Source organism: Corynebacterium alimapuense (genome assembly GCF_003716585.1).
In the GTDB taxonomy this organism is placed as follows: Bacteria; Actinomycetota; Actinomycetes; order Mycobacteriales; family Mycobacteriaceae; genus Corynebacterium; species Corynebacterium alimapuense.
Map to the genome: position 1 here is coordinate 145,841 of NZ_PTJO01000005.1, position 13,513 is coordinate 159,353.

Below are 13,513 nucleotides of genomic sequence, written 5' to 3' on the forward strand. Positions count from 1 at the left end.
GGCTGTCCTCGATCCTTATTGCTGGGGTTTGGGCTGTCAGACTGACACTTTACTCGCAGTGACAAACCTGGCCCGCCCCGCTAAGTCAGTCAGGACTGTCACAGTGTCGAATCCGCCGTGGGTTAGCAGCGCAGATTGCACCGCATCTGAGGTGGTGTCATCGTGTTCAATACCGACCACGCCCCCTGGAATGAGCAGATTATAGATCAGCGGCAACATGGCATCAATGACATCCATACCCGTATTACCAGCGAAAACTGCTTCGGGCGGATCTAGATAGACTTCTGGATCCAAATCTTGGGTCAGCGGGACATAAGGCGGGTTGGTCACCACAAGATCAACGCTGCGATGCCACTCAGACAATGTGTCTGGGTCAGTAACGTCCCCGCGCAGCATCTCTACCCCAGTGCCCTCTGCGTTGCGAAGCGCCCATCTCAGTGCGTCGTCTTGCTTTTCGACGCCCGCGATCCGCGCCGAAGGGCACGCATCGGCTAGGTAGAGAGCCAAGGCGCCGGAACCAGTACATAGATCGACAATGCGGGGATTCGCGGCGTCGATACGCTTGAGTTGGCCTACCGCCCAGTCCGCGAGAACTTCAGTCTCCGGACGCGGGATGAAGACTCCTTCGCCCACCTGAAGATCAAGCGGGCCGAAAGGCGCGCTTCCGAGAATATGCTGCAGGGGTTCCCGCAGCTCACGACGGCGAACTGCCTCCCAGAAGCCCTCCGGCACCGTGGAACGGCCAAACAACTCCAATGGGCCGACTCCGAGCAGACCTGCGGCAAGCAAGCGGGCGTCAACCTCCGGAGAGGGCACACCTGCCGACCGCAGGATGTCTGCGGCGTCGCGGAGTGCTTGGTTCAAACTCACCTATCTACTCCGCCTCGAGCCGTTCAGCACGCTCAGCGTCCTGCAGAGCAGAAAATAGGTCATCCATGTTTCCATCAAGCACCGAATCAAGGTTGTTGGCCTTGAAACCAATCCGATGGTCGCTGATGCGGTTTTCCGGCCAATTGTAGGTGCGGATCCGCTCGGAACGGTCCATGGTGCGTACCTGTGCGGCACGCCCCTCGGAGGCTTCTGCGTCTGCCTTCTCTCGTTCCATTTGTTCCAAACGCGAAAGCAAAACCTGCATAGCTCGGGCCTTGTTTTGGATCTGAGAGCGTTCCTTCTGACAAGTCACCACGATGCCGGATGGCAAGTGGGTCAACCGGACAGCGGAGTCAGTGGTGTTAACACCCTGACCACCTTTACCGGAGGAACGATAGACATCGACGCGCACGTCCTTGTCATCGATCGAGACGGCTTCCGGTTCCTCGGTCTCGGGAAAGACCATGACCCCGGCAGCCGAGGTCTGGATCCGCCCTTGAGACTCAGTTACCGGTACGCGCTGGACGCGGTGGACGCCACCTTCGAATTTCATCAGGCTCCACACTCCGTCTGGAGAGGGGGACTTCATTCGGAAAGACAAGGTTATGTCCTTGATTCCGCCGAGATCAGATTCGGAAAGACCCAAAGCCTCCCAAGCGATGCCGTGCTTATCGGCAAAGCGTTCGTACATCCGAGCCAGATCGCCAGCGAAAAGTGCGGCTTCCTCTCCTCCGGCACCAGCCTTGATCTCCATGATGACATCATCAGCATCATGAGGGTCACGGGGAGCCAGTAGATCGGCGAGTTTTTCTTCCAGCTCGACGGCTTCTACCTCCAGCCGTTGCGCCTCATCCGCGAACTCTTTGTCCTCGTGTGCCATCTCGCGTGCTGCCTCTAGGTCACCGCGGACCTCAACGAGGTCGTTGTTGACCCGAATGATCGGCTGCAGTGCGGCATAGCGCTTAGAGAGCTTCCGAAACAACGACTGATCGCCAGCGGTGGCTGGATCCGCCATCTGTGCTTCAATGCCCTGATATTCGGAGACAATATCGTCTACTGCCGAGACCCGATTACTCATTAGGAATACTCCTCCTCATTCTGAGTTCCGGCCATCGGCGCGGAAGAGGCGACCTGCATCAGGAACTCGCCATTAGAATTACTCTTCTTGAGCTGCTTGATCAACAGGTCGATGGCCTGCTGCGGGTCCAGCGCGGAGAGAATACGACGCAGCTTGTGCATAACTCGGACTTCGTCCGGAGCTAACAGCAGCTCATCTTTTCGCGTACCAGAGGGGTTAACATCCACGGCCGGGAATACCCGACGCTCGGAGATCTTTCGGTCCAGCTTGAGCTCGGCGTTACCGGTGCCCTTGAACTCTTCGAAGATCACGGTGTCACCAGCGGAGCCGGTCTCCACCATCGCGGTGGCAATGATGGTTAGCGAGCCACCATTTTCGATATTGCGCGCAGCACCCAAGAAACGCTTCGGCGGGTAGAGAGCGTTGGAGTCAACACCACCGGAGAGAATGCGACCTGAGGCCGGCGAAGAGTTGTTATAGGCACGACCCAGACGGGTAATCGAGTCGAGCAGAACCACGACATCCTTACCTTGCTCTACCAGACGCTTGGCGCGCTCAATCGCCAACTCCGCGACTGCGGTGTGCTCCCCCGGCGGGCGGTCGAAGGTCGAGGAAATAACCTCACCATTGACCGAACGCTGCATGTCGGTGACCTCTTCCGGACGTTCGTCAACAAGGACGACCATCAGGTGGCACTCCGGGTTATTGACCGAAATTGCGTTAGCGATATTCTGCATGATCGTCGTCTTGCCAGCCTTAGGCGGAGAAACGATCAAGGCTCGCTGGCCCTTGCCGATCGGCATGATCAAGTCGATCACACGGGTGGTGAGGATGCGCGGATCAGTCTCCAAACGCAAACGCTGGTTCGGGTACAGCGGAGTCAGCTTGGCAAACTCTGGGCGAGCCTTCGCTTCCTCAACGCTCAGTCCGTTGATCGAATCAACGCGGACCAACTGGTTGTACTTCTGGCGGTTACGCCCCTGCCCATGTGCCTGTGCTGGGCCCATCTTGACCTGACCGGTCACTGCATCGCCCGAGCGCAGACCGCTGCGGCGCATCAACTGAATGGGGACGAAGACATCTGCCGGCGAGTTGTGGTAGCCGGTGGTGCGAACGAAAGCGACGTTTTTGTCCACGACATCGAGGATTCCTGCAACATCCTGCAGATCAGCATTGTCGTTGTGCTGATTCTGGTTGGACTGCCGGTTCTGCTGGTTGGACTGATTTCCGTCGTTATTGTTGTTCTCTGTATTCGGACGGTTGCGACGGTTGCGACGGTTGCGGCGACCACGACGGCCCTCACCGTCGTTATCGTTATTGCGGCTGTCATTCGTGCGATTGTCACCGTCACGGTTGTCATTACGACGGTTGTTGTTATTGCGGCGGTTATCCCGGTTATCCCGGTTATCCCGGTTGTCGCGATTGTCGCGATTGTCGCGATTGTCGCGATTGTCGTCATCGCCGTCGTTGTTGTCGCTATCGTTGTTGCGACGGTTGTTATTGCGACGGTTGCTGTTGTCGTTATTGCGACGGTTGTCGCGATCATTGTTACTGCGCTCGTCGCGGTTTCTTTCGTCGCGGTTTCGCTGCTCGTCTCGGTGAGAATCATCGCGCTCGGCGCGCTCTTCACCATCGTTAGTGCCCTGCGACTCTTCGCGGTCCTGAGACTCGGTGCCATCTCCCTGCACCGTGCGTGCTCGGTTGCGACGTGCCCGGCGCGCTGCCGAGCGGGATTCATAGCGCTGGTCATCAGAATCAGAGGCGTTATCTGCGCTCTCGTTTTGCTCCGAGTTCTCAGCACCAGTGGTATCAGTTCCGCGACTATCCCGACGCGGGGATTCATGACGGCGTTGTTGTGCTGCGCCTTCGGACTGCTTACGAGAGTCTGCCTGTGGCTCCGCTTCTTGGGCGGGCTGCTCCGGAGTCTTTTGTTCGGCATTCTCCGAGCTCACGCGCGTTTTAGCGACGGCGGCTGTTTTACCAGCGGTTGACTGCGCCTTAGCGGGCACAGAACCAGTCTGGATCGCGGTGATGAGATCTCCCTTGCGCAGACCGGAGACGCCTCGCAGGCCTTTGTCGGCGGCAATCTTACGCAGATCGCTCAGCTTCAAAGATGCAAGATTCTGCTGAGTGCTTCCTCCCGCGGTGGTACCGGCTGCAGAAGTACTGGCGGTGTCCGTATCAGTCACGGATGTCCTTTCGTTGCTTGACCAGCCGAGTCTGTGGTGATGCTGTGCGGTACGCGCACGACTGGAAGCCTTGTGTGGAGTTGAACAACTCGACGTCTATCTGCCGCAGGTGACAGGCCAATGCCGTCTGCGACACGTGGGAACGGAGTCATACTTCGATGGAGATCAGACCGGACCGGAGCGGGCACCTCACTACGTGCACACAATTATCCAATGAGAAAACTGTGGAGTGTGGGCGGACGCTTAGCCCGGGGAAACGGGGGCTTCGAGAAGCTTCCTCGTTGATCTTCGAACAGTGTAGCGCATAACAGAGCCCCATCTAGCGACACCCACCAGACTAGAGTGTTGGGCATGCTCTCCACCATGCAGAATGTGCCGCTGTCGATCGCGCGGATCCTGGAGTACGGATCCTCCGCCCACGCGACGACCAAAGTGACCACGTGGCGGACCGATTCCGCGGAGGAAACCACCTTCGAGGACATCCGTGCACGTGCCGCAGCCTTCGCCCACGCCCTTCATGACGATCTTGGGATCACCGGCGATCAACGGGTTGGTTCCTTCCTCTATAACTGCGCCGAACATCTAGAAGTACAGTTCGCAGTTCCCAGCATGGGGGCGGTATTTGCCCCGCTCAACAAACAGCTGATGAACGACCAAATTCGGCATATCATCAACCACGCCGATATCGAGATCATCGTCGCTGATCCTCGTCTAGCGGCACCTCTGAGCAAAGCACTCGAGGGCTGCCCAGGTGTCCGAGCAATTGTGTTCACTGGTCAAGGCCTCATCGATTCACTGGTAAAGCAACTCCCCGAAGGTCTAGCAGCATATTCCTATGAGGCTCTCCTCGATGGGCGCTCCACCAGGTATGACTGGCCGGTACTTGATGAGAACACCGCTGCCGCGATCTGCTATTCCTCGGGCACCTCAGGGGCCCCAAAGGGGGTGGCATACTCACACCGATCCCTCTATCTACAGGCGATGTCACTGCGGACCACAGACTCCCTAGCGGTGTCTCATGGTGAGTCTTTCCTGTGCTGTGTGCCGATTTATCACATCTTGTCCTGGGGAGTGCCCTTCGCTGCCTTCATGTCTGGCACTCCCCTAGTGTTCCCGGACTCCGATGTCTCTGCCCCTACGCTTGCTCGTTTGATCTCCGCCACTCATCCCCGAGTTGCCAACGGCGTTCCTACTTTGTGGATTCAGCTCATGGTTCACTACCTGCACCATCCCCCAGAGCGAATGTCCCTCACCGAGCTCTATGTTGGCGGTTCCCAAGCCCCTCCTATCTTGATCAAGCTCTGGGAAGAGCGCTACGGCGTCGATGTTGTCCATCTATGGGGCATGACCGAGACTTCATCCGTTGGTACCGTCGCCCGCCCACCATCTGGGTCTTCGGGAGAAGCTCGTTTCGCCTACCGCGTCAGCCAAGGGCGATTCAGCCCGATGGTGGATTATCGCGTGGTCAATGACGGCCAAGTGGTTTCCTCCACTGACCGCAACCAAGGTGAGATCCAAGTCCGCGGCAATACCGTCACTGGTTCCTATTATCACTCGCCCAATGAGGACAATCACGGAAAAGCCAGCGTATTCCGTGGCGCAGAAGTCACAGTTGTCGAAGAACAGTTCACTGCTGATGGCTGGCTGCGGACCGGGGATGTGGGATCGGTAACCGCCGATGGTTTCCTCACCGTCTCTGACCGAGCCCGCGATGTCATCCGTTCCGGTGGTGAGTGGATCTACTCGGCGATGCTGGAAAACCTCATCATGGATGCCCCAGAGGTCGTCGAGTGTGCAGTAATCGGCTACCCAGATGACAAATGGGGCGAACGCCCCTTGGCCGTGACTGTCCTCTACGAGGAGGTCCCCGCAACCAGCGAAACTGCCGAAAGCCTGCGTGATCGCCTGCGCAGCAATCTTCCTAGTTGGATGTTGCCGGAATACTGGACCTTCGTCCGCGATATCGATAAGACCTCAGTGGGCAAGTTCGATAAAAAGGACCTGCGCAAGCATCTAGCCAATGGCGATTACACCGTTACGGCCCTCAAAGGGCCGGGCCAGAAAAAGAAAGAACCTGAGGAATTAGACTCCTAAAGAGCCTTCAACTCCGATAAGAATCGAGGCATTCCACACGGCGGGTGTTGGCTTTGTCGCCTGAACTTCCTACTATGGACGACTAATGAGCACCAGACTTCCTCTGCCGACCACGCCTCCCAGGATCGAAGGCAGCACCACCCTCGCTGATGCCTACGGCCGAGTGGCCCGTGACCTACGTGTCAGCCTTACCGATCGATGCAATCTGCGCTGCACCTACTGCATGCCGGCCGAGGGTCTCGAATGGCTGCCTACCGCCGACACTCTCAATGATGATGAAGTCATCCGCCTGATCACCATCGCAGTGACTCGTTTAGGCATCCGCCAAGTCAGGTTTACTGGCGGTGAACCGCTGCTGCGGAAATCTCTGGCGCCGATTATCGCAGCGACCACTGCCCTACGCAGCGATCAAGATAAGCCCATCTCTACGGCTCTCACTACCAACGGTCTAGGGCTGGTCCACCGCATCGACGAATTGAAATCAGCCGGACTTGAACGAGTCAATATCTCCCTCGATACCCTTGATCCGGTGCGCTACGCACAGTTGACCCGGCGCGATCGTCTCGCTGATGTCCTATCAGCGATCGAAGCCGCAGTGGCGGCTGGTTTGTCCCCGGTCAAAGTGAATTCGGTAGTTATGCCGGGAGTCAATGAAATTGACATCGTCCCGCTAGCTCGCTTCTGCCTGGAGCACGGAGCGCAACTGCGCTTCATCGAGCAGATGCCCTTGGGCCCACGAGATCGCTGGGATCGTTCTGGAATGGTCACCGCGGAGGCCATCCTAGAGCGGCTACAGGGTGCTTTTGAACTGACATCGGCAGCTGAGGCAAGGGGTGCCGCCCCAGCCGCACTGTGGGAGGCCACCGCAATCGACAATCCTGAGGTACACGGGAAGATCGGAGTCATCGCCTCGGTTACCCGTCCGTTTTGCGGAGATTGCGATCGGACCCGGTTGACCACCGATGGGGCTATCCGAAACTGCTTGTTCTCTCGTACCGAGACCTCTCTGCGCGACCTCATGCGTGCTGGGGCAACCGATGATGAGTTAGCGGGTGCTTGGGCGAGCGCAATGTGGGGAAAACTCCCCGGCCATGGCATCGACGATCCAGGTTTCCTCCAGCCCGAGCGGCCTATGTCCGCCATTGGTGGCTAACCTCATAGCTATGTCCCCCCGCTCAGTTTCTGACCATCTCGCGGCAGTTGTAGAGCATGCGCTACCCAGATCGCCTATTTCCCTGGACCTGTCCAAGGCTCACGGGCTCGTCTTGGCCAGCGATGCTCAAGCCTCCTTGCCCGTGCCGCCCTTTTCTAATTCGGCGATGGATGGATTTCTAGTCCACACGGCAGAATTGGTCGGAGCTGGCCCATGGAGTTTTCCGGTGATCGGCGATGTACCCGCCGGAGCTAGCCCAATTGAGCTACCTGATAATGCGGCAGTGCGCATTATGACTGGAGCGCCAGTTCCCGAACCTCACCACCAGCTACGCGTGATCCCAGTGGAAAATACCAATATCACCCCAGGCCCGGGCCCGCTGCCGGATTATGTCACTATTAACCGCGTACCTGGCGAACGCACCCATATCCGGAGCGCAGGAGAGAATATCTCCCCAGGTCAAGCGGTCATGAGTGCTGGTAGCCGCATCGATGCTGGCGCGGTTGCTGCCCTAATCTCCGCCGGAGTCGACCAAGTAAGTGTGTATCCACTGCCCCGAGTCGCCGTAATTTCCTCCGGTGATGAATTGGTTGAGGCCGGAGTCGCCCCAGGTGCTGGCCAGCTACCCGATTCCAACCGGCCGATGATCGCCTCGCTGCTGGCAGAACTGGGTATCAAACACGTCACGCAGTTTCATGGCGATGATCAAACCGGTGATTTTCAAGCCCTGTTAGCGCAGGTTTGTGACACCCACGAGCTAGTGATTACTACCGGCGGGGTCTCGGTTGGTGCCTTCGACGTCGTCCGCGCCGCCACTGATGGCAAGGACATGTGGTTTGGTTCGGTCGCTCAACGCCCAGGATCTCCTCAAGGTTTAGGGACTTGGCACTCCACTACCTTGATGTGTCTGCCCGGAAATCCGGTCGCGGCCTTTGTCTCTTTTTGCCTCTATGGCCCGCCATTGCTGTGGGCTATGTCTGGATCTACACCCCAAGCTGGGCTCTGGGAGCGCCCCTATGTCGTGGCCCAGCTGGCGGCGGGAACGGAGCTTTCTGGGCCACCAGCTCGAACGCTGCTAAGCCCAGTGCGCCTGAACTACTCCGCTGCTGGAATCACCGCGACTCCCTTCCATCACCGAGGACCCGGCTCCCACTTGGTCGCCTCACTCGCGGATACTGATGGCATCGCAGTACTTGATCCCGGCGCGGATACCTCTGCTGGTGACCCGGACATCCGTGTTCTACTCCGCCCCTAATTTTTCCTCGATTTAGAAGGTAGCCTTCATGAAATTCACCCATCTCAACGCCGCAGGAACTGCCTACATGGTGGATGTCACTGATAAGACCCCCACGGTCCGGGCGGCCACTGCTCAAGGCGAGGTGGCTTGCTCATCAGAGGTACTAGCTGCGTTGCGCGATGGCACCGTGCCCAAGGGAGATGTGTTGGCAGTAGCCCGCATCGCTGGCATTTCCGCAGCGAAGAAAGTCCCGGATCTACTGCCGCTAGCCCACACCATTGGGGTCCATGGCTGCGCCGTCGATCTGGTCATCGAAGATGACCACGTGGCTATTGAAGCTACCGTGCGCACTGCGGATCGCACCGGAGTAGAAATGGAAGCCCTAACAGCGGTAACGGTGGCGGCGCTAGCTGTCGTCGACATGGTCAAGGGAGTCGATCGTTCCGCGTATCTCCGCACCTGCGGCATCACTGCGAAATCTGGTGGCCGATCGGGCGATTGGTCGCGGAAGCTGCCACGTTAATGCTCTCAGTCATCATCTTGGCCGGTGGCCGCGGCACCCGGATGGGCGGGGTCGATAAGGCTCAAGCCACCGTCAACGGCACACGGCTCATCGATGTGATCTTTGATGAGCTATCGGCGTTTTCTCCACACCAGGTCGTTGTCGTATCTTCCCGCGCTCCCGAAGTAGCCGCAGAGGTCACGGTGGTCTCCGAGGATCCGCCCTTTGGCGGTCCGGTGGCCGGAATTGCCGCCGGAGCTAACGCTCTACCGAAAGAGGGGCTCGTCGCTGTTCTTTCCGTCGATGCGCCAGCTTCCCCAAAACTACTGCCACGCCTCATCGAGGCTCTCGAGTTAAACCCTTCAGCTAAGGTCGCGGTAATCCGCGCCGCCGATGGATATCTCCAACCACTCTGCGCACTTTGGCGATCCCCTGTCCTAGCTAACGCACTCAGTGGCCTGGGCGAATGCGATGGTGCCTCAGTACGACACCTGCTCGGCGCCGTCGAGCAGGTCATTGAGGTACCCGGCGATGGTTCTGAGCAAGACTACGACACTGTGGCAGAGCTCAACCGGTTTGCTCAATCGCAGATTAGCGGGCACTAGGCCAGATATCTCCACGGCTTCATTTTCAATCCGCACCTTTAATTTTTCAGGAAGATCCAGATGATCATTGGCATTCTCGTGCTCTTCGTCCTTGGTCTGCTCATGATTGCGCTGGTCAACAATGGTGTTCTTGCCAGCTCCGCTCGAGTTGCTTCCGGCGCTCAATCACAGCGGGAGCACACTCGCCGCAGATGGGCCGCTCCCCTATCAATCATGGTGCCGATCATCAGCATCGGGTTAGTGAGCTCGTGTGCCAGTCCGCAGACCAGCGGCATCACCGTATTGGGTGCTGCCTCGACTCGGGTGCTCAATGATGATCTTGAGACGCTTTCTGAGCAACCTCTCGCCTTCATCAACGCTGGCTCTTCCACCTTGGTTCAACAGCTTGCCGACGGCGCCCCCGGCGATGTCCTGATCACCGCTGATCAAGCCAGCATGGATATCGCACTGGCCCAAGATTCCATAAGCCAACCGCAAGTGCTGGCCACCAATTCTCTGGTCATGGTCGTTCCCGCCGGCAATCCCGGCGAGATCGACTCAGTGACGGATCTACCAGGGACAGTGTTAGTTCTTTGCGATGTTCAAGTCCCCTGTGGGGCGGCTTCAGCTGCACTTGCCCAAGACAACAACATCGAGCTTGCCCCCTCGTCTCTCGAGCATTCGGTGTCAGATGTTCTAGGAAAAGTAGTCTCTGGTCAAGCAGACGCTGGCTGGGTTTATCTCACCGATGCGGCTGCTGCAGGGGACGCGGTAGAAGTCATCGAGATCCCAGGCGCAGATCATCATCACACCGAGGTCGTCGCAGCGGTAACTACCTCAGCCGAAGATGTCGCCGGAGCCAACCGCTTCCTGGATCTTCTCACCTCTGCTGAGATGTCCCAGGTATGGCTCGATCATGGTTTCGGCCCGGTAGATTAGCTTGTCAATGTCCACTACCTCTTCTGCCCCTGCACCAGTAGCCGCCCCTAGCAGGGTGCCGCGGATTGTCTCCGCTCTAGCGCTAGTGTCGCTGGCATTGATCCTGGGGCCAGTGATAGCACTGAGCATTCGAGTTCCCTGGGCGCATTTTGGAGAGGTCCTCACCGATTCCGCTACTCAGGAGATGCTGAGGGTCACGCTGCCTGCTGCGTTGATCTCCACGCTGATCACAACCGTGCTGGGGGTTTGCCTAGCCCTATTTATCCAGCGACTTCGTCGTGGTGGTCATCTCCTGCGACTGTTGGTCCTACTGCCATTAGCGATGCCCCCGGTAGTTGGCGGTCTGGCGTTGACGGCGGCCGTCGGCAGGCGGGGTCTGACTTCACCGCTACTTGACGCCCTAGGTTTAAACTTCGCCTTCGCTTTCCCCGGGGTGGTCCTGGCACATGTGTTCATCGCGCTGCCCTTCGTCGTGGTTACCGTCGATGCGGCGCTGCGCCAGATCGACTCAGAGATCCTCCACAGCGCCGCGGGAGTGGGCATGCGCCCCGGGGAGGTCCTTCGTCGCGTGGTTCTGCCAGCATTGTCACCGGCGGTTGCCACCGGCGCAGGATTAGCCTTCGCTCGCTCCCTAGGCGAGTTTGGAACCACCTTGACCTTTGCTGGTTCCATGCCCGGAGTCACTCGCACCATGCCACTTGGGATTTATCTCGAACGAGAAATCGATCAGGATCGTGCCTTTGTCCTCGGCGCGATCTTGATCCTGCTAGCAGTAGGTGTCCTAGCTCTGGCGGCTGTGCCCACGCTGCTGCGCCGCGAACCAGTCCCCAGCCCGCGGCCCATTGGCCCACTCGATGCCGATCGTCTGCGCGCGCTCACCGCAGCGAGGGCTGGCGGTGTCGAAATATCAGTCTCGGGGACAAAGTTCCCGGCCAGGGTAATCACCGCCGTCGTGGGTCCCAATGGTTCGGGCAAAAGCACTCTGATGGGGGTCATTGCCGGACGATTGTCTGGACCAGAAGTCGCGATAGCTGGACGCGCTGTAGCTGGAGTCGGTGTGAAGTTCTGTCCTCCTGCACAGCGCGGGGTGGTACTGCTGACCCAACGGCCCGGACTTCCCCGCACCGCTACTGTCGCCCAGGCAATAACAATGGCCACTCGAGATCAAGCACTAACTACAGAGCTTCTCGACGCCGCCGGACTGCGCGAGCTCACCGATGTTGCCGTTCCTGCGCTTTCTGGCGGACAAGCAGCCCAAGTCGCGCTGGTGCGGGCACTGGGAGTTCGGCCAGCTGTGCTCATCCTTGATGAGCCATTGGCGTCGATAGATCATGCTTCCGCTGCTAGGTGGCGGCGATTGCTCCAGATAGCAGCTGCTGATCGCACCACTATTTTAGTCACTCACGATGCCCTTGATATCGCGGGCCTTTCCACCTACTTAGTCGTGCTCGAAGATGGCGAGGTCTTCGCCGATGGTCCAACAGCGGAGTTATTAGAGCTTCCCCCCAATGACTTTGTTTCCGGACTGGTGGGACTCAATCGACTACCGGGAATCATCACCAGGAAAGAGATTGACACCGTGACCCTGCATACCGGTGAGCTAGAGATCACCGGTATCAGTGTGGATCACCAGCAGGCTGTTTCGGGTAAACCTGCGGTGGCTACTTTCGAACCAGAGGCGGTCACGTTGAGGCTTGGCGGTAGTAGACCGCACACTCAGCAATCCGCACGCAATAGCTGGCCGGGAGTAGTCGAATCGGTTTCTGCTGCAGCAGTGGGCTCCGGGACAATCGTCACCGTAGATATCGGGCCTCACCTGCTTAAAGTTCCTATCACCCGCAGCTCCGTGCTGAGTCTAGGAATTGCACCCGGGGTGGAGCTTGATTGTGTTGTCAAAGCAACAGCAATCACTATCCACCCTGTGTGATCAGGCGGTGGAGACCTCCACGCGAACCGGACCGGCTACCTCAAGCTCGATGACTCGAAGTTCTGCTTCTCGTGCTTGTTCCAGAATCTTCTCCTCCACGGGACCGGTGGACAAGACCATGATGGTCGGCCCAGCACCAGAAAGATAAGCAGCATAGCCACGGTTGCGCAGCCGGTTGACCCATTCAGCCGTTACCGGCAATACCTCTGCACGGAAGGTCTGATGCAGCCGATCCCTTGTGCCCTCCCAGAGCAGTTCTGGATGGTTTTGCAGCGCGACGGTCATTACGGCAGTGCGGGAGACATTAAAGCGCGCGTCGGTATGAGTGACATGACTGGGTAGAACGCGCCGCACTGCTTGGGTGGACGCATGAAAATTCGGTACCAGCGCAGTCGCGCGGATGCGCGGATCAACCGGCAAAGGAACTGCCCGGTATTCCGGCTGGGAGCCATCAACCGGCACGGTTGTCCACGACACAACCGCAGCACCAAGCACGGAGGCTGACGCATTGTCTGGGTGTCCCTCAAAAGCCGAGGACAGCTGCACCACTTGTTCGGTGGTTAGCGGGGAGCCTGCCAGCGCATTAGCCGCGACGACACCTCCCACAGAAGCAGCCGCCGAGGAGCCCAAACCACGCGATTGCGGAATGGAGTTGGTGCACACTACGCGCAGACCAGGTGCCTCAACATTGGCGGCTTTCAGCCCAGAGCGGATGGCTTTGACCACCAAGTGGGAGCCATCGCGAGGAAGGTCCTTTTCCCCTTCGCCATAGACCTCAACCTCAAGGCCAGAGTCAATGACCTCGACTTCGATGGTGTCGAAAATGCTCACAGCTAAACCCAGGGTGTCAAACCCCGGACCAAGATTGGCTGAAGAACCGGGGACGGTGACGGTGGCCTTGGTACCCACCTCGAGCTGAATGCTCACTGGTTAATCTCCT

General features: G+C 58.4%; 11 protein-coding genes. 7 read left to right on the forward strand and 4 right to left on the reverse strand.

Features of this window, described 5'->3' with window-relative positions; all coding sequences use genetic code 11:
- Window positions 1-36: 36 nt before the first annotated feature.
- From prmC to rho, 3 genes are read right to left on the reverse strand one after another with little or no spacing between them, the layout of a single operon-like run.
- Entirely contained in the window at window positions 37-870 is an 834-nt protein-coding gene (prmC, locus tag C5L39_RS07795; protein ID WP_123048336.1) for a peptide chain release factor N(5)-glutamine methyltransferase, read from the reverse strand.
- Window positions 871-874: 4 nt separating this feature from the next.
- Window positions 875-1,948 (reverse strand): peptide chain release factor 1, encoded by a 1,074-nt coding sequence (gene prfA, locus C5L39_RS07800; RefSeq protein WP_123048337.1) that lies wholly within the window; start codon window positions 1,946-1,948, stop codon window positions 875-877.
- Window positions 1,948-4,137, reverse strand: a complete 2,190-nt coding sequence (gene rho, locus C5L39_RS07805; RefSeq protein ID WP_123048338.1) for a transcription termination factor Rho — start codon at window positions 4,135-4,137, stop codon at window positions 1,948-1,950. Before rho ends, prfA begins: the two co-directional genes overlap by 1 nt.
- A 351-nt stretch (window positions 4,138-4,488) precedes the next feature.
- Here rho and C5L39_RS07810 point away from each other — a divergent pair, with 351 nt between their 5' ends.
- From C5L39_RS07810 to C5L39_RS07840, 7 genes are all read left to right on the forward strand, one after another.
- Window positions 4,489-6,231 (forward strand): long-chain fatty-acid--CoA ligase, encoded by a 1,743-nt coding sequence (locus tag C5L39_RS07810; protein ID WP_123048339.1) that lies wholly within the window; start codon window positions 4,489-4,491, stop codon window positions 6,229-6,231.
- A gap of 85 nt (window positions 6,232-6,316) precedes the next feature.
- The gene (gene moaA, locus C5L39_RS07815; protein ID WP_123048340.1) at window positions 6,317-7,384 is read left to right on the forward strand and encodes a GTP 3',8-cyclase MoaA; all 1,068 of its coding nucleotides are present in this window, start codon (window positions 6,317-6,319) and stop codon (window positions 7,382-7,384) included.
- Window positions 7,385-7,394: 10 nt separating this feature from the next.
- Complete coding sequence (locus tag C5L39_RS07820; protein WP_123048341.1) at window positions 7,395-8,639, forward strand: molybdopterin molybdotransferase MoeA; 1,245 nt, start codon at window positions 7,395-7,397, stop codon at window positions 8,637-8,639.
- A 28-nt stretch (window positions 8,640-8,667) separates the two neighbouring features.
- Window positions 8,668-9,144, forward strand: coding sequence for a cyclic pyranopterin monophosphate synthase MoaC (gene moaC / locus C5L39_RS07825; protein WP_123048342.1), 477 nt, complete (start codon window positions 8,668-8,670; stop codon window positions 9,142-9,144).
- A complete protein-coding gene (gene mobA / locus C5L39_RS07830) occupies window positions 9,144-9,728 on the forward strand; it encodes a molybdenum cofactor guanylyltransferase (protein ID WP_123048343.1) in 585 nt (194 codons plus the stop codon). Before moaC ends, mobA begins: the two co-directional genes overlap by 1 nt.
- Window positions 9,729-9,788: 60 nt before the next feature.
- Entirely contained in the window at window positions 9,789-10,646 is an 858-nt protein-coding gene (modA, locus tag C5L39_RS07835; RefSeq protein WP_245974938.1) for a molybdate ABC transporter substrate-binding protein, read from the forward strand.
- A 7-nt stretch (window positions 10,647-10,653) separates the two neighbouring features.
- A complete protein-coding gene (locus C5L39_RS07840; protein ID WP_123048344.1) occupies window positions 10,654-12,573 on the forward strand; it encodes an ATP-binding cassette domain-containing protein in 1,920 nt (639 codons plus the stop codon).
- On the opposite strand, the gene thrB is transcribed toward C5L39_RS07840, so the two are convergent.
- Window positions 12,574-13,500 (reverse strand): homoserine kinase, encoded by a 927-nt coding sequence (thrB, locus tag C5L39_RS07845; protein ID WP_123048345.1) that lies wholly within the window; start codon window positions 13,498-13,500, stop codon window positions 12,574-12,576.
- Between the last annotated feature and the right edge of the window lie 13 nt (window positions 13,501-13,513).

Coding starts and splice junctions, on each gene's coding strand:
- prfA (WP_123048337.1), bottom strand. CDS start 1,948: ATGAGTAATCGGGTCTCGGCAGTAGACGATATTGTCTCCGAATATCAG.
- C5L39_RS07810 (WP_123048339.1), top strand. CDS start 4,489: ATGCTCTCCACCATGCAGAATGTGCCGCTGTCGATCGCGCGGATCCTG.
- moaA (WP_123048340.1), top strand. CDS start 6,317: ATGAGCACCAGACTTCCTCTGCCGACCACGCCTCCCAGGATCGAAGGC.
- C5L39_RS07820 (WP_123048341.1), top strand. CDS start 7,395: ATGTCCCCCCGCTCAGTTTCTGACCATCTCGCGGCAGTTGTAGAGCAT.
- moaC (WP_123048342.1), top strand. CDS start 8,668: ATGAAATTCACCCATCTCAACGCCGCAGGAACTGCCTACATGGTGGAT.
- mobA (WP_123048343.1), top strand. CDS start 9,144: ATGCTCTCAGTCATCATCTTGGCCGGTGGCCGCGGCACCCGGATGGGC.
- modA (WP_245974938.1), top strand. CDS start 9,789: ATGATCATTGGCATTCTCGTGCTCTTCGTCCTTGGTCTGCTCATGATT.
- C5L39_RS07840 (WP_123048344.1), top strand. CDS start 10,654: ATGTCCACTACCTCTTCTGCCCCTGCACCAGTAGCCGCCCCTAGCAGG.